The following is a 17,971-nucleotide window of genomic DNA, read 5'->3' as shown; positions in this document are numbered from 1 at the left end:
TTTCGACCATCTTTATCGCCTTTACCGGAATGAAAAAAACAATCATACTCTTTGGTCTTCTGGGGCTTCTATCGACGGGCTGCCAGGACGATTTTCTATCGGTCGTTCCCGAAACAAGTCTGAGTTCGGCCACCTTCTTCAAATCACAGGCCGATTTTCAGCAGGCTGTTAATGCGGCCTACGTGCCGCTGCGGCAAATCAACAACGAACGGGCCTGGGTGTTGGAAGAAATGCACTCCGACAACACGTATTACGCCCGGAATATCCTGTTTGGCGCGGTGGACAATACCGAAAACGTGGCCGACTTCGCGATCCCAACGGCCAATGGCGTGACTGCCAATGACAACGTACTCCAGATTTACCGGCTTTATTTTCAGATCGTTGCCCGCGCCAACCAGATTCTGACCCTGATCGATGGTGTGGAATTCGATGCGGCCGTTAAAAAGAATCTGAAAGGACAGGCGCTGTTTCTGAGATCGTACGCGTATTTTGAACTGGCCCGCCTGTTTGGGAAAGTGCCGCTGCATTTAACGCCGGTTACGAACCGCGAAGAAGCCGCCCTGCCCCTGGCTACGACCGACCAGCTCTACGCCCAGGTGGAAAAAGATGCGACGGAAGCCGGGAGCCTGCTGCCGAACAAAGCCACTCAGGAAGCCGGCCGGGCCACTTCCGGAGCGGCCAAAACGGTTCTGGCCAACCTCTACATCGTTCAGAAGAAATGGGCACAAGCCGAAACCGTGCTGCGGGATGTTGTCACCAACGGTGGTTACGCCCTCGTTCCGGATTATGCCAACACCGTTTCTACGACCACGGCCAACAAGAATAACTCGGAGTCGATCTTTGAAGTGCAGTATATGGAAGGAGCTTCGGGTTTCAATGGCAACCAAATTTACCGCTTTATTCCTGCGCCCATTACGATCGCCGAGTTGGCTCCGATAACCGGCACCTCGAATCCACAGGCGATTTCGGGCGAAAACAACAACATTCCGACCCCCGACCTCATTGCGGCTTACGAAACCGGCGACAAACGGAAGGATCTTTCCATCGGTTATGTTACCCTGAGCCAGAGTGCCCGCGAAAACAAGGTGTATCCGTACATCAAAAAGTACGCAAAAACGCATTCGGTTCACAACAACACCGGCCAGAACTGGCCCGTTTACCGGTACGCTGAAGTGATCCTGTTTATGGCAGAAGTATTGAACGAACAGGGGAAAACCGCCGAAGCGGCTCCCTTCCTGAACCAGATCCGGACGCGGGCGGGGCTCCCCGCAACCACAGCCGCTAACCAGACGGCCATGCGGGAAGCTATTTTCAAGGAACGCCGGGTCGAACTGGCGTTTGAAAACAAACGCTGGTTCGATCTGGTCCGGACGGGCCGGGTGAAAGAAATCATCGGTGCGTATGGCGCCCGGGTGAAAGCCAATCCGCTGGATTATTATTTTCCGAAAGGGGCCGTTCCTCCGCCAAATGCCTTCACGGTTTTGGACGATTACTATCCCCTTCCGGCCGTTGAAGCGGCTTTGACTCCGCACTTTTAAGATTGGTTATTCTGCCGGTTTCGCTTCTGAAACCGGCAGAATAGTTCATCGTACGCTTGACCTGAATGTTGTTGGTGCTTTCTTTTTTATTCAATCAGTAAGAAGGCTTTTCTTTTACCTTATTACACCACGGCTTAGCCACCGGGGAATACGTTCAACGCCAAACCCGAAATAATTCGGAGCCGCGAGGCCCATTTTATCAAGTCATCAGTACCGTATAGAATTGAACCATCTCGAAGAACTGATACCCTACTCAACGGCTTTGCCCGACGTCCGGGTCGACAAGCATTTTTTTACTGTATAAACCCTAATTACTTATGTTTTCTACGTACAGATCGGTCAAGTTAATGCTATCGGTCTCGGCACTTGCTTTAGTAGGCGCTTCGTGGGTCGGTTTAAACTACCCGGAAACGAACCGGCAGGGGGCCGAAAGTCCGAAGGTCGACAAACTAAAACTACTGCCCGGTTTCAAGGCAGAACATTTGTACAGCCCTTCCGAAAATAACCAGGGTTCCTGGGTTTCGATGACATTCGACGACAAAGGTCGTATGATCACTTCCGATCAATATGGTGGACTTTTCCGGCTTAAAATTCCGGCAATCGGTTCCGGTTCGACCAAACCAACTGTCGAAAAACTCAGCGTTGGCAAGGATACATTAGGAATGGGTTACGCGCAGGGGCTGCTGTATGCGTTCAATAGCCTCTATGTCATGGTGAACAACCGGTCGAATCCCCGGTTTCCCAAATCGAGCGGTTTATACCGCCTGCAGGATACCGACAACGACGATCAGTTCGACAAGGTAACCTTGCTGAGAGAATTGAAAGGGGAAGGCGAACACGGTCCGCACAGCATCGTGTTGTCACCCGATAAAAAATCGCTGATTGTGGTGGCGGGTAACCACACCGACGTACCACCGATGGACGCGTATCGGCTTCCTTCCAACTGGAAAGAGGACAATCTGTTTCCGCTCATCAAAGACCCACGCGGCCACGCAAACGACCGGATGGCCCCCGGCGGCTGGGTCGCTACAACCGACCCCGAAGGGAAGCGCTGGGAACTGCTCGGAGCCGGTTTCCGGAACGAGTTCGATGTTGCCTTCAACGAAGCAGGCGATATGTTTACCTATGATTCGGACATGGAGTGGGATTTTGGCACGCCCTGGTACCGCCCGACCCGGATCTGCCACGTTCCCAGTGGGGCCGAATTTGGCTGGCGCACCGGGAACAGCAAATGGTTACCCGGCAATCCGGACAACTTACCACCCTTGCTGAACATTGGGCAGGGTTCGCCGACCAACGTGTTCTACGGAGCGAATGCGAAGTTTCCCCAAAAATACCGCCAGTCCCTGTATGCGTTCGACTGGAGTTTCGGAATCATCTATTCCATCCATCTGAAACCGAAAGGTGCAACCTACGAGGGCGAACGGGAAGAATTTATCTCGGGTTCACCGCTCCCGCTCACGGATGGCTCGATTGGCCCCGACGGTGCCATGTATTTTTTGGTGGGCGGTCGCCGGCTGGAGTCCGATCTGTACCGGGTTTATTACAACGGTTCTGAATCTACTTCAACCACCCCGCTAACAACAACCATTACGGCTGAGCATAAACTCCGGACCAGTCTGGAACAATACCACCTGGAGCCCAACCCGGCAGCACTGGCAGCCGCCTGGCCCCACCTGAGCCACCCTGACCGGTTTGTTCGCTATGCGGCCCGGATTGCGGTCGAACACCAGCCCGTTGCACAATGGCAGGATAAGGCACTGAGCGAAACCAATCCGCAACGGGCCACACAAGCCATTGTTGCCCTGGCCCGGCAAGGCAGTGAATCTGCCAAAAGTGGAGCCATCAATACCTTGCTGAAAATTAACTTCGCTCAGCTTCCGGAGTCGCAGCAATTTGATGTTCTGCGGGCCTTTGAATTGATTTTCCTGCGGATGGGTGCTCCGGCCGATGCCGACAAAGCCAAAGTCATTGCGTATCTGAATCCTCATTATCCGGCCAAAACCGCGTTGATGAACCGGGGTTTGAGTAAGGTATTGATCTACCTGGAAGCGCCGGGCGTAGTTGCCAAAACCCTGGCGTTGATGGACAAAAAAGACGAGCCCGGTATGGCCGACCTCAATCTGACCCCTGCGACGGCCTCTTCGGACCTCATTCTGCGCAACCCCCAGTACGGACTGGATATTGCCAAAATGCTGGAAAAAGTACCACCGCTGCAACAGACCTATTATGCCGTCATGTTGAGCCGCCAGGAAACCGGCTGGACACCTGAACTGCGGAACAAATACTTTACGTGGTTTGGCAATGCCTTCAAATACCAGGGCGGTCGCAGCTATGTAGGCTTTATCGACCGGGCCCGGAAACTGGCGCTGGCACATGTTCCCAAAGATCAGTTTGAGAAATACAACAAAATGTCGGGAGCGGATTTGCTAACGACGAACGGAAATGATCTGGCAATGGGCTACGCTCCCAAGGGACCGGGTCGGCGCTGGCAGCTCGACGACGCCGTTGCGGCTGTTGGAACGGAATTGACGGGACGTAACTTCGAAGAAGGCAAAAAAATCTACGGGGCCGTTCTGTGCAGCCGGTGCCATTCGATTCAGGGTTCGGGCGGTGACATCGGCCCGGATCTGACGCAACTCGGCACCCGGTTTTCGAACAAGGACATGCTGGAAGCGATCATCAACCCAAATAAAGCGGTTTCCGATCAGTATGCGTCCACGATCTATTACCTGAAAAACGGACAGTCGGTACTGGGTCGGCAGCTTTCGGAAGACAAGACAAGCTACACCATTTCGCAGAATCCGTTTGCGCCGGATCAAACCCGGAAAATTCTGAAGAAAGACGTAACCTCCACCAAGTATTCCACCGAATCGGTCATGTTACCGGGTCTGATCAACAGCCTGAACCCCGAGGAACTGAAAGACTTGATGGCGTATCTGAAAGCCGGTGGCAATCCCGAAAATCCCGTCTACAAGGGCGGAACCGGAGCCGCAAAAGGAGATAAGTAACCGCTTAACGCCCCTCGATCCTGATGCATCGGGACCGAGGGGCATTATTCTTTCAAGTGTAAAAATTAAAAATGCGATGTTGAAAAAAGCAAAGTATAAATTCCTTCCAGTTGGATTTCTCCTGGCGGCCGTCCTAACCGGCGGTTTGACCACCGGCTGCGTAGGGCAAACGAAGAAAGAAAAGAAAGAGGGTTTCGTAAAAATATTCGACGGAAAATCCCTGAAAGGCTGGGATGGCGACCCGGTTTACTGGAAAGCTGAAAACGGCAATCTGGTGGGTGAAATCACGCCAACCACCCTTCTGAAAACCAACTCCTTCATCATCTGGAAAGGTGGCCAACCGGCAGACTTTGAACTGAAAGGCGAGTTTAACATCACCGAAAGTGGCAACTCCGGCATCAATTACCGCAGTGAACAACTGACCGACATTCCGTTTGCCCTCCGGGGCTATCAGGCCGACATCGACGGTGCCAACCGCTACACCGGTCAGAATTACGAAGAACGCAAACGGACAACGCTGGCGTATCGCGGTCAAAAAACCACCATCAAACCGTATACCGGTCCCGCAACCCCGGAAGGAATTCGGTCCAACGTCAGCAAAAATGCCTGGAATGGCCTGACCGTAACCGGTTCACTGGGTAGTTCCGACTCCTTGAAGACTTTAATTAAGAAGGAAGACTGGAACACGTTTCACCTGATTGTGAAAGGAAATAAGCTGCAGCATTACGTCAACGGGGTTTTGATGAGCGAAGTGACGGACGAAGATACCGTCAACGGAGCCACCAAAGGTCTGCTGGGTGTCCAGGTACACGTCGGGCCGCCCATGAAGGTGCAATACCGCAACCTGATGCTGAAGCAGTTGTAGATTTTATGGTATTCGGTTTACGGTTTACGGTTTACGGTGGCTAACGCATGCTTTTCTCTCGCGTCAGCCACCGTAAACCGTAAACTGTAAACCGTAAACAATTTGTAATTTTGACATCACCAAACTGGCATAAAAAACTTTCTCATCCGGCCCAATGGGGAGGCATCGAAACCGCCGTGCTCGACAACGGCGCCGGACGAGGCACCCGAATCGCCTGGATCAATACCGGCACGGGACTCCGTTACAAAGTGGTGATCGACCGGGCAATGGACATCGCCGACGCGTTTTACAACCAGCACGGTCTGGCCTGGCTGAGTCATTCCGGGATCACCCCCCCGCAACCGTTTTCGGACAAAGGCATCGACTGGCTCCGCACGTTCAACGGCGGACTGCTCACCACCTGCGGCCTTACGCACGTGGGCGGTCCCGAATCGGATGCCTACGGCGAACGCGGCCTGCACGGTGAAATCAGCAACATTCCCGCCGAAATTGTCTCCATCATTCAGCCCGACCCCGCCCTGGGGAAGCTGGACATGAGCATAACGGGCATCATCCGGCAGACCCGGGTTTTCGGCCCCAGTCTCGAACTCCGGCGCACGATTTCGGGCACGCTCGGCCAGCCGACGATCCGGATTCACGACGAAGTGATCAACCGGGCCAACACCCCGGCCCCGCACATGCTGCTGTACCATTTCAACTTCGGCTGGCCGCTGGTCGATGAAGGAACGGAACTGGTGTGGCAGGGGCCGTGGCAACCCCGCCACCCGGATCAGGAATACAAAATTTTCGTAGCAGGAAACGACTTCAAAAAATGCCCGGCCCCGCTGGACGACCACAGCGGTTTTGGTGAGGAAGTCGCCATCATCGACCCCATGCCGGACGCCGACGGCTGGTGTACCGCCGGGCTCTACAACGCCCAACTCGGTTTTGCCCTGTCGATGCGGTTTCAGAAGGCGCAATTGCCCTGGCTGACCAACTGGCAACACTGGGGTGCGGGCGAATACGTAACGGGCATCGAACCGGGAACCCACGCGCCCATGGGACAGGCCAAAGCCCGGGAATTGAACGAACTGATCTTTCTGGCACCGGGCGAAAGCCGCCAGTATGAAGTCGAACTGTCCATTTTGACCGAACCGGACCCCATCACGCGTTTTTTAGGAAAATAAGTTTAGGTAGATTAAAAAGTGACCCTTTCATGGAAACAACCGAAAAAGTGAGTGTAGCTCAAAAAGCATTAGAACAGGGACAAGGCATTCTGCGGCTGGCTCCGACCTGGGTGCCCCGCTCCTTCTGCGTACCCGGACGCCGGATCAAGTTGCACCCCGATGATTATTACGTGCTGGGCGGTGAACGTGGTGGCATCGACGAACGCTGGCTGTCTTCGACAACCCCCGCCAAAAATGGCCCGCTGACCGGCGAAAACGAAGGCTTGAGCCAGGTGGTGTATTCGGATGGAACCACCGAAGAGAAAATCTTGCTGAAAGACGCCATCGACGAGCTGAAAGGCGAATTGATCGGCGACCGGCTGTGGGACGAATACGGTGCGTGGCCGATGTATTCCAAGTTTTTCGATAACATGGGGCCACTCCCCCACCACCTCCACCACAACGACGAGCAGGCTGCGCTGATCGGTCAGTTGGGCAAACCGGAGGCCTATTATTTCCCCCCGCAACTGAACAACCACGGCGGTGATTTTCCGTATACATTCATCGGTATTGCCCCCGGCACCAGCAAGGAGCAGATCAAGGAATGCCTCCAGAACTTCACCAAAGGCGATAATAAAATCACGAATTATTCGATGGCCTACCGGCTCGAACCGGGAACCGGCTGGGATGTTCCGCCCGGACTGCTCCACGCACCGGGCAGTTTGTGTACCTACGAACCGCAGAAAGCATCGGACGTTTTCGCGATGTATCAGTCGCTGGTCAACGAAGCCATCATTCCGGAAGAACTGCTCTGGAACGGCACCCCGAAAGACCGCATCGGCGACTACGACCAACTGATGGAAGCCATCGACTGGGACCTGAACGTCGATCCGCAGATGATGGCCAACCGGTATATGGTTCCGAAACCGGTGAAAGATACCGCCGAAATGGAAGCCGAAGGCTACCGCGAAGTCTGGGTTTGCTACAAATCGGACGCATTCAGTGCCAAGGAATTGACGGTGTTTCCGGGCCAAACCGTGACCATCAAAGACAGCGCGGCTTATGGCATTATCGTGATGCAGGGACACGGTAAAATGGGCGTTTGGGACATCGAAACCCCGGCCCTGATCCGCTACGGCCAATTGACCAACGACGAATTTTTTATCAGCGAAAAAGCGGCTACAGAAGGTGTTACGATTGTTAACCCCTCATCAACCGACCCCATCGTCATGCTGAAACACTTCGGCCCGGCGAATCCTGATTTAGTTTTATAAGTTTCTAAACCCAACTTTATTCATGAGCACGAATAATTATCCTAAACTCCACAACGCCACCTGGCCTGGTGTTGTCGGAAAAGGACCGGATTCTGAACCACTGATTCCAATCGACACGATGCTTGAACTGACAGCGGCTGCGGAAGTAGACGGGGTAAAGTTCGATGGCGTCGATGTCGGTCTTTTCGATCCCAGCATCGACATCAATGACCCGAAAGAAGGTGCCAAAAAACTAGCTGATAAAGTAGCCGCACACGGTCTGGTGATCGGTTCGCTGGTGGCTCCCATCTGGGGAGGCCCGGTTTTGGGTACGAAAGAAGACCGCGCCGTTTTTGTTGATATGGTTCGCAAAGCCTGCCAATACGGTCAATACCTGAAAGAAATCGGCATTCGGCCCTACGGCGTCATTCGCATCGACTCCGCCAGCTCACCCGAAGCCTGGGCGGCCGATCCGGTTGGAAACACCAAAATCATTGCCGAAACGTTCCGCGAAGCCTGCGATGTAGCGGCCGAATACGGCGAAAAACTGGCCGCCGAGGGTGAAATTTGCTGGGGTGGTATGCACAGCTGGCGGGCCATGCTCGACACGCTCGAAGCCGTTGACCGGCCAAACATGGGCTTTCAGGCGGATATGTCACACACCTTCCTGTACCTGTTAGGCTATAACAGCCCGCAGGACCGGATTTTGCCCGCCGATTTTGAGTGGAGCGACCGGGCCACGCTGGAAGAAGGTCTGAAAAAACTGACCAACGCCCTGCGCCCCTGGACCATCGACTTCCACGTTGCGCAAAACGACGGAACCGTTCACGGAACCGGCTCGCACGACAAAACCGGTCGTCACTGTCTGGCCACCGACCCCAACGGCAAACTCGACATCGCCCACGACGCGGGCTACTGGCTGCGCGACGATACCGGCCAACTGACCAAGGCCTTCAAACACATCTGCTGGGACGGTTGTATGTTCCCGAATGAGGTTATGTATAAACAACAGACCTGGAACGACATCCTCGCGGCTTTGATCAAAGTCCGTAATCAGCACGGCTGGAGTGAATAAAAAAGTTTAAGGTTTAAAGTTTGAGGTTTAAAGTTTGCTCATGCCTGTGTTTTAGCGGACTTTAAACCTAGGCTTTAAACCTTAAACGCTACACCTTAAATCATTAACGTTTAAATGGCAACGAAAAAAGAACTCAGAATTGGATTGATCGGGACCGGTTTCATGGGCCGGACGCACTCCAATGGTTATAATCGCGTACCCAATTTTTTTCCTGAACTGGAATACAAGCCGGTTTTGAAAGCGGTTTGCTCGCGCAACGCCGAAAAAGTGCAGGCTTTTGCCGATCAGTGGGGCTACGAATCCATCGAAACGGACTGGAAAGCCCTGATTGCCCGGGACGATATCGATGCCGTGGACATCTGTACCCCGAACGACACGCACGCCGAAATCGCCATTGCTGCGGCTGCTGCCGGGAAAATGATCCTGTGTGAAAAACCGCTTGCCCGCAGCCTGGCTGAAGGCGAGAAAATGGTGGAAGCCGTTGACAAAGCGGGCGTTGCCAACACGGTTTGGTACAATTACCGCCGTCTGCCGGCGGTTTCACTGGCGAAGCAGATTGTGGCTTCCGGGAAACTGGGCCGGATTTTCCACTACCGCGCCAACTTTTTGCAGGACTGGACCATCAATGCCGACGTTCCGCAGGGCGGCACCGGCACCTGGCGCATGGACCTGGAAGCCGCGGGTTCGGGCGTAACGGGTGATTTGCTGGCGCACTGCATCGACACGGCCATGTGGATCAACGGCGGCATCACGGATGTGTCGGCGGTGACCGAGACGTTTGTGAAAGAGCGGATGCACGCCCTGACCGGGAAAGTGCAACCGGTCGGCATCGACGACGCCTGTATTTTTCACTGCCACTTCGAAAACGGTTCGCTGGGTTTGTTTGAATCGACCCGCTATGCCCGTGGCCATAAGGCGTTGTATACGCTTGAAATCAACGGTGAGCACGCGTCGATCCGCTGGGATCTGCACGACCTGAACCGCCTGGAATACTTTGATCACTCCGACGAGTCGATTGTGCGCGGCTGGCGTTCCATCCACGTCACGGACGGCGACCAACCCTACATGGACAAGTGGTGGGTTCCGGGTCTGGGCATTGGCTACGAACACGGTTTTGTGCACCAGGTAGCCGATTTCCTGAAAAGTCTGGAAACCGGTGAGCCCTGCAATCCTACGTTCAAAGACGCGCTGGAAACCCAGAAAGTGTGCGAAGCGGTGATCAATTCCGCCAAATCGCGAAGCTGGCAGGATACCGGCGTTGAATGGACGGAGAAATAACACGTATTTATAACAGCCCCCGGTTTTAACCGGGGGACCAATCACCGAATCATACCGTACAAACCAAACCGTTTTAACGGTTTCCGAATCATACCGGAAAACCGTTAAAACGGTTTTGATTTAGCCATTGTTTATCCCTCATTCCCACGGTTTAAACCGTGGGCTGTTCGTTATGAATCCCGATTACATTCTCACTGTACGCGGATTGACCAAAACCTTTTCGGGTGTCAAAGCGCTGGATCAGGTGCAGTTGGACCTGCGCAAAGGCGAGGTTCATGCGCTGATGGGCGAAAATGGAGCCGGGAAATCCACCTTCATGAAGATTCTGATTGGGCTTCATACACCCGATTCCGGGGAAATCATCTTCGAAGGCAGTGTCCTGAAAGCCAGCGATGTGAACGAGATTCTGAAAAAAGGAATCTCCATGATTCACCAGGAAATCCTGATCGTTCCGGAACTGACCGTTGCCCAGAACATCTTTCTGGGCCGGGAGTCGAACCGGGGCTTCTTTAGCTGGATCGACGAAAAAAAACTGAATCAAAAAGCCGGTATTCTGCTGGAGCAGATGGGCGTCACGATTTCGCCCACAACTCCCATGAAATACCTGAGCGTTGCCGAAATGCAAATGGTGGAAATCGCCAAAGCCATTTCCAACGACGCCAAAGTGATTATCATGGACGAGCCGACCTCCGCGCTGTCCGACAAAGAAGTGGCTACCCTCTTCGGCATCATCCGGGATCTGAAGAAAAAAGGCGTCGCCATCATTTACATCTCCCACAAAATGGACGAAATATTTGAAATCTCCGACACCATTACGGTTTTGCGGGATGGCAAATACATCGACACCAAACCGGCCGCCGAACTGGACACGCCGACGCTGATCAAACTGATGGTGGGCCGGGAAATTGACAGCCTGTTTCCGGTTTCGGTTGTGCAGAAAGGTGCTGAAATTCTGTCAGTTAAAAACCTCAGCCGGGCTGGAAAGTTTTCTGATATTACGTTTGCGGTTCACGCCGGGGAAGTGCTGGGTATCGCCGGTTTGATGGGCGCGGGCCGCACCGAAATTGCCCGTGCCATTTTTGGCCTGGACTCCGTTGACAGTGGTGAAGTATATTTAAAAGGAAAACAACTTATTATCAAGACTCCACAGGATGCCATTCGATCCGGTATTGGGTATGTTAGCGAAGATCGGAAAAAACTGGGGTTTATTCCCGGCATGTCGGTGAAGCACAACATGACGCTGGCGAGTCTGCCGAACCACGCCAAAGGCCTGTTTATTCAGGACAAAAGCGAGACGGCAACGACGGCCCAAATGATCGCCGACCTGCGGATCAAAACCGCCGGGGCGGATCAAAAAGTAACGTTTCTGAGTGGTGGAAACCAGCAGAAAGTTGTGATCGGAAAGGTATTACTGGCGTCACCGGACCTGGTTATTCTGGATGAACCGACGCGCGGAATCGACGTGGGGGCCAAATTTGAAATTTATAAACTCATTAATCGGCTGGTTTCCGACGGCATTGCCGTGATCATGATTTCGTCCGAATTACCCGAAATTCTGGGCCTGAGTGACCGAATTCTGGTGCTGTCGAAAGGAAAACAAACCGCTTTATTAACCAAGGCGGAAGCGACGCAGGAGACCATCATGCAGTACGCCGTGCATTGAATCATTACGCATCCTAAACCCGAATGGAAAACCCTGTTCAAACCGACCGAAAACCGGTTGGGATATCGACCAAAAACCGCATCCGGGGCATCGGCCAATACGGCATTTTCATTGCCTTTATCCTGATTTGCCTGGTTCTTTCGGTCGTCACGCCCAAGTTTCTGACGGTTTCCAACCTGACGATCGTCGTCACGCAGGTGTCGATCAACGCCTTGCTGGCCTTTGGCGTTACGTTTGTGATCATTACGGGCGGCATTGATTTGTCCATCGGTTCGACCGTGGCCGTTACGAGTGTGGTAGCCGCGTCCTTCGCCCACCCGGACACGTATCCCGTTGTCGTACCCATTCTGACCGGTTTAGCCGCTGGTTTGATCCTCGGTGCTTTCAACGGTTTGGTCATTACCAAAAGCAAGGTTCCGCCGTTTATCGTCACGCTGGGAACGATGACCATCGGCCGTGGGCTGGCGCTGATTCTGAGCAAAGGTCGCCCGGTGTCCAACCTCTCCGATTCCTTTAATTTCATCGGCGGAGGGCAACTGCTGGGCATTCCGACCCCGATTCTCATCCTGATTGTGTTCTTTATCCTCTGTTCGGTGGTGCTCAAAAAAACCGTTTTAGGCCGGTACATGTACGCAGTTGGTGGCAATGAACAGGCCGCTCAGGCATCGGGCATTCAACTGAATAAAGTCAAAATGGTGGTATACACGCTCTGCGGAGGACTCGCGGCTCTGGCCGGTATCTTGCTGACGTCGCGCATTACTACGGGGCAGCCCAACGCCGGTGTCGGTTTCGAACTGGACGCGATTGCGGCCGCCATCATCGGCGGAACCAGTACCTCGGGTGGAACCGGCACCATGACCGGAACGCTGATCGGGGCGTTGCTGATCGGCGTCATCAGCAACGGGCTGGATTTGATGAATGTTACCTCGTATTACCAGCAGGTCGTGATGGGCGTTATCATCATCGGAGCCGTGGTTCTGGACAGTTTGAATCAACCGAAAAGCTAATAGTTTAAAATCCCGGAGGGGTTCAATGTTAATAACCAATTGAAAAAGTTCATGTTCAAAACCCCGGCAGGGACGTACTGAAGGCAAGTCCATTTTTAGGACGCCCCCGCCGGGGCTGTGAGATTTATGGAAAACGTTCTATTGACATTGAACCCCGCCGGGGTCTAAACTGAATCAGTTTAACAGAAATCAACTTTACAAACCTTCCAGGGAATAGGAACAATAAAACAAGATGAAACAAATTACCTTCTTTTCTATTTTTGTTATCTTCTTCACTACCAGCCTGCTAACCGGTTGCAACCAATCTTCATCGGGCGAAAAAACCGGCGAAACCGGCGCTAAAAAACTGACCGTGGGCGTGACGATGCTCAGCATGCAGAACGAGTTCATCGTCAATGTCAGCGACGAGATTGAGAAGAAAGCGCAGGAATCGGATGTGGAGTTGATCACCGTCGACGCCGAGCGTTCGGCTTTGAAACAGATCGAGCAGGTGGAGAGCTTCATTGCGCAGAAAGTCGATGTGATCATCATGAATCCCTGCGAAGTGGAAGCCAGTTCGCCCGCCGTGACGAAGGCGTTGGCCGCGAACATTCCCATCATCAATGTCAACTCCGAAACCACCGCCAAACCGTCGGCATTCATCGGTTCCGACGACGTGGAATCGGCCCGGATTGCGATGAAATTTATCGCCGAAAAACTGGGTGGAAAAGGCAATGTGGTGATGATGCACGGCTACATGGGCCAGGCTGCTCAGATCAAACGCGAACAGGGCGCGCGGGAAATTCTGAAACAGTATCCAAACCTGAAACTGATTGCCCACCAGACCGGCGAATGGGACCGCGCCAAAGCCATGTCACTGATGGAAAACTGGATTCAATCGTACGGCACGACCATCAACGCGGTTTTTGCCCAGAACGATGAAATGGGCATGGGCGCCGTCAAGGCATTAACCGACGCCGGATTGAAAGACAAAGTGATCGTGGTCAGTATCGATGCCATTCCCGATGCGTTGCAGGCTGTCAAGAAAGGAACACTGGATGCGACGGTTTTTCAGAATGCCGAACAGCAGGGCGCCAAAGCCATCGAAACCGCCATCAAAATTGCGAAAGGGGAAGCGTATGAGAAGGAAACGTTGATTCCATTCCAGTTGGTAACCAAAGAGAACTTGGCTAAATTTATGAAATAATATCACTATGGCACCAAATTGTATCATCTATTGTTACATTATTTCACGAAATTGGACGCGTTTTTAGCGTAACACCAACGCTTTACATCTTCCTAAACCAGTAGGATTCTTCAACTACTACCGAACTAATTTATTTCCTATGCTTAAGCAGTCCTTTTATTTGATCGGTGTTTTGGCAAGTGTTCTCGGGGTGATCCAGGCCTGCAATACGGGTTCAACGCATGGCGTTGAGGACGAAAAATTGCCGGATGTCGTCAGTTATAATTTCGATATTCGCCCCATTTTATCGGACAAATGCCTGGCCTGCCACGGCCCGGATGCCAACAAACGGGAAGCCGGCTTGCGGCTTGATGTCGCCGAAAGTGCCTTCAAGGCCCTGGCTGAAAACCCGTCGGCCCACGCCCTGGTAGCCGGGAAACCCGAATTATCGGCGGCTTTTCTGCGCATCACTACGCAGGACACGTCCCTGCTGATGCCGCCACCGTCGTCGAACCTGAAGCTCTCCACCCGCGAAATCAACCTGATCGAAAAGTGGATCAAGCAGGGAGCGAAATACGAAAAACACTGGGCGTTTGTAGCCCCTAAAAAACCGGCCATTCCGGAAGTTGACCAGACCGACTGGCCCAAAAATGAGATCGATCATTTCATCCTCCACAAGCAGGAACAGAAGGGATTGGCGCCCAATGAAGAGGCTGATAAAGAACGGTTACTGAAACGGTTGAGCCTGGATTTGACCGGTTTGCCGCCGTCGCTGCCCCTGATGGATCAGTTTCTGGCCGACAACAGTCCGAATGCCTACGAAAAAGCCGTCGATCAGTTGCTGAAAAATCCGGCCTACGGCGAGAAAATGGCCCTGCACTGGCTCGATCTGGCCCGCTACGCCGATTCGCATGGTTATCAGGATGATGGCTACCGGACGCAGTGGCCCTGGCGCGATTGGGTGATCCACGCGTTCAACAAAAACATGCATTACAACGATTTCGTCACCTGGCAATTGGCCGGGGATCTGTTGCCCAATGCCTCGAAAGAGCAACTGCTGGCGACCGGTTTTAACCGGAATCATAAAATCACCGAAGAAGGCGGGGTTATTCCGGAAGAATACCGGATCATGTACGTCACCGACCGGACCGATCTGTTCGGAAAAGGACTCATGGGCGTGACGATGGAATGTGCGCACTGCCACGACCATAAATATGACCCCTTCTCCCAGAAAGAATACTACCAGCTTTTTGCGTTCTTTAATAACGTGAAAGAAGTGGGGATCGAGTCGGTGATTGGTGGCCCCGAAACCTACGCCAAGAAACCATTGATGGAAATCAGTGATGACGAAGTCAAAAACATCCTGACGTTTGTCAACAAACCGGATACCAACCGCCTGATTGTGTCGGTCATGGGCGATATGGACCCCGATACAATGCGCAAAACGTACATCCTCAAACGGGGTGTCTACGACGCGCCGGGCGATGAAGTGGAACCCGGAACGCCGTCGTCCATTCTGCCTTTCAACAAAAACTATCCTAAAAACCGCCTGGGCCTTTCGCAATGGCTGTTCGACAAAAAGAATCCGCTGACGGCCCGCGTGTATGTCAACCTGCTGTGGCAGGAATTCTTCGGGAAAGGCATCGTGAAAACCTCCAGCGATTTCGGGATGCAGGGCGATCTGCCGTCGCATCCGGAATTGCTGGACTGGCTGGCCGTCGATTTTATGGAACACAACTGGGACATCAAACGGCTGGTGAAACAGATGGTGACGTCGGCTACCTACCGCCAGTCGGCGGTGGTGACGCCCGAAAAGTTGAAAAACGACCCTGATAATGTCTTGCTGGCGCGTGGCCCCCGCTACCGGATTCCCGCCGAATTTATCAAAGACCTGGTGTTGTCGAGCAGCGGTTTGCTGAACAAGAAAATTGGTGGCCCCAGCGTAAAACCGTATCAGCCACCCGGCTTGTGGGAAGGCGCGACCTCGGGCCGCGGGCTGCTGTCGACCTACAACCAGGATCACGGGCCGAGTCTGTACCGCCGGGGCATGTACACGCTCATCAAGCGAACCGTCCCGCCCCCATCGATGGCTATTTTCGACGCCAGCAACCGGGATTTGTGTGAGGTGAAACGGCTGAAAACCAACACGCCTTTGCAGGCTTTGGTGATGATGAACGACCCCACGGTGCTGGAAGCCTCCCGCGTGCTGGCGGCCAACCTGCTGCAGGAAAACAGCGCGTCAAAGGATAAAATCAGCAAGGCTTTCCGCCTGATTGTGGGTCGAAAACCGAAAGAAAAGGAAATCGACATGCTGACGGCCTATTACGAAAAAGGGCTGAAGGAAATTAAAAAACCGGTCGCGGAAAAGGCCCTTGCGGTGGGCGAATATCCGATTCCGGAGAAAGTGGACAAGACGAAACTGGCCGCGATGATGCGGGTGATTTCGACAATTTATAACCTGGAAGAAACCATTACAAAGACGTAGTGATCATGGAAAAGGAAATCTTAGAACACGGCTTTAATTTCAACCGGCGTCGCTTCTTATCCCGATTGAGTTTAGGACTGGGCAGTGCGGCTTTAGGATCGCTGATGATCCCCGATCTGTTTGGCGGCAATAATACGGATGAAGAAGGGCTTACGCCCGGCATCCCGCATTTTGCACCCAAAGCCAAACGCGTTATTTACCTGTTCCAGAATGGCGCACCGTCGCAGCAGGAATTGTTTGATTACAAACCCAAGCTCCGGGAAATGCTGGGGCAGGAAATTCCGCCGTCGGTGCGGGGAACGCAGCGGCTGACCGGGATGACGGCCAACCAGGCGTCGTTTCCGCTGGTGGGTTCGTTCGTCAATTTCAAGCAGTATGGGCAGTCGCGGGCGTGGGTGAGCGATTTGTTTCCGTATACGGCTAAAATCGTGGATGATCTGTGCATTGTGAAATCCATGTACACGGAAGCCATCAACCACGATCCGGCGCTCACGTTTTTGCAAACCGGTTCGCAGCAGGGCAACCGCCCGAGCATGGGCTCGTGGCTGAGCTACGGACTGGGCAATGAAAACAAAAACCTGCCGAATTTTACGGTGCTGCTGTCACGCGGCATCGGCAACGGGCAGGGGGTGTATTCCAAGCTGTGGTCGAACGGTTTTCTGGATTCGATTCACCAGGGGGTGCAGTTCAGCAAGGGCGAAGATCCGGTGCTATACCTGCGCGATCCGGAAGGCATGGACCGGCACGCGCGCCGGGATATGCTGGACAATCTGGCGGAACTCAACGATCTGGCGTACCAGGAGTTTGGCGATCCCGAAATTACGGCCAAGGTGAAACAATACGAAATGGCGTACCGGATGCAAACCGCTGTGCCGGAAGTGATGGACCTGTCGAAAGAGCCGGACGACATCATCAAGCTCTACGGCCCGGACTGTCTGGTGCCCGGCACGTTTGCCGCCAACTGCCTGCTGGCCCGGAAGTTGTCCGAAAACGGCGTGCGGTTTGTGCAGTTGTATCATCAGGGCTGGGATCAGCACGGCAACCTGCCGTTCGAAATTGCCAAGCAGGCCAAGGACGTCGATCAGGCGTCGGCGGCTCTGGTGACCGACCTCAAACAACGTGGTTTGCTGGACGAAACGCTGGTGATCTGGGGCGGTGAATTTGGGCGAACCAGCTACACGCAGGGCAAGCTGACGGCCGACAACTACGGCCGCGACCACCACCCGCGCTGCTTCACGATCTGGATGGCCGGGGGCGGTATCAAACCCGGAATGGTGTACGGCGAAACGGATGAACTGGGCTATAACATCGCGCAGAATCCGGTTCACGTCCACGATTTTCAGGCGACGGTTTTGCACCAGTTGGGCCTGAATCACGAAAAATTGATTTTCAAGCACCTGGGCCGCCGGTACCGTTTGACGGATGTTTCCGGCAAAGTGGTCCGGGATATTCTGGCCTGATCAGTACCCTACTATTCCTAACCCAC

12 protein-coding genes are annotated in these 17,971 nt (G+C 53.6%); all 12 read left to right on the top strand.

Annotation, left to right across the window (positions count from 1 at the left end):
* Positions 1-29: 29 nt before the first annotated feature.
* The 12 genes from FH871_RS09830 to FH871_RS09775 all read left to right on the top strand — a co-directional run bounded on the left by FH871_RS09830 (position 30) and on the right by FH871_RS09775 (position 17,945).
* The gene (locus FH871_RS09830; RefSeq protein ID WP_138991266.1) at positions 30-1,538 is read left to right on the top strand and encodes a RagB/SusD family nutrient uptake outer membrane protein; all 1,509 of its coding nucleotides are present in this window, start codon (positions 30-32) and stop codon (positions 1,536-1,538) included.
* A 317-nt stretch (positions 1,539-1,855) separates the two neighbouring features.
* The gene (locus tag FH871_RS09825; protein ID WP_138991265.1) at positions 1,856-4,549 is read left to right on the top strand and encodes a c-type cytochrome; all 2,694 of its coding nucleotides are present in this window, start codon (positions 1,856-1,858) and stop codon (positions 4,547-4,549) included.
* A 76-nt stretch (positions 4,550-4,625) separates the two neighbouring features.
* Positions 4,626-5,414, top strand: a complete 789-nt coding sequence (locus tag FH871_RS09820) for a DUF1080 domain-containing protein (protein ID WP_138991264.1) — start codon at positions 4,626-4,628, stop codon at positions 5,412-5,414.
* Between the two features lie 110 nt (positions 5,415-5,524).
* Positions 5,525-6,580, top strand: coding sequence for an aldose 1-epimerase family protein (locus tag FH871_RS09815; RefSeq protein WP_138991263.1), 1,056 nt, complete (start codon positions 5,525-5,527; stop codon positions 6,578-6,580).
* A 29-nt stretch (positions 6,581-6,609) separates the two neighbouring features.
* On the top strand, positions 6,610-7,833 hold the full coding sequence (locus FH871_RS09810; RefSeq protein WP_138991262.1) for a class I mannose-6-phosphate isomerase: 1,224 nt from the start codon (positions 6,610-6,612) through the stop codon (positions 7,831-7,833).
* A gap of 22 nt (positions 7,834-7,855) precedes the next feature.
* The gene (locus FH871_RS09805; RefSeq protein WP_138991261.1) at positions 7,856-8,887 is read left to right on the top strand and encodes a sugar phosphate isomerase/epimerase; all 1,032 of its coding nucleotides are present in this window, start codon (positions 7,856-7,858) and stop codon (positions 8,885-8,887) included.
* A 114-nt stretch (positions 8,888-9,001) separates the two neighbouring features.
* A complete protein-coding gene (locus tag FH871_RS09800; RefSeq protein WP_138991260.1) occupies positions 9,002-10,165 on the top strand; it encodes a Gfo/Idh/MocA family protein in 1,164 nt (387 codons plus the stop codon).
* Positions 10,166-10,337: 172 nt separating this feature from the next.
* A complete protein-coding gene (locus tag FH871_RS09795) occupies positions 10,338-11,828 on the top strand; it encodes a sugar ABC transporter ATP-binding protein (protein WP_138991259.1) in 1,491 nt (496 codons plus the stop codon).
* A 23-nt stretch (positions 11,829-11,851) separates the two neighbouring features.
* Positions 11,852-12,835 carry an ABC transporter permease gene (locus FH871_RS09790; protein WP_138991258.1) on the top strand — a complete coding sequence of 328 codons (984 nt, stop codon included), beginning with the start codon at positions 11,852-11,854 and terminating at the stop codon, positions 12,833-12,835.
* A 232-nt stretch (positions 12,836-13,067) separates the two neighbouring features.
* A complete protein-coding gene (locus tag FH871_RS09785) occupies positions 13,068-14,021 on the top strand; it encodes a sugar ABC transporter substrate-binding protein (protein WP_138991257.1) in 954 nt (317 codons plus the stop codon).
* A gap of 139 nt (positions 14,022-14,160) precedes the next feature.
* Entirely contained in the window at positions 14,161-16,485 is a 2,325-nt protein-coding gene (locus FH871_RS09780; RefSeq protein WP_138991256.1) for a PSD1 and planctomycete cytochrome C domain-containing protein, read from the top strand.
* 5 nt (positions 16,486-16,490) lie between these two features.
* Entirely contained in the window at positions 16,491-17,945 is a 1,455-nt protein-coding gene (locus FH871_RS09775; protein ID WP_138991255.1) for a DUF1501 domain-containing protein, read from the top strand.
* The last annotated feature ends 26 nt before the right edge of the window (positions 17,946-17,971 follow it).

It is taken from the genome of Larkinella sp. C7 (genome assembly GCF_006149005.1).
GTDB lineage: Bacteria > Bacteroidota > Bacteroidia > Cytophagales > Spirosomataceae > Larkinella.
The sequence above is the reverse complement of the archived record's forward strand: the minus strand, read 5'-3'. Positions and strand labels throughout refer to the sequence as shown.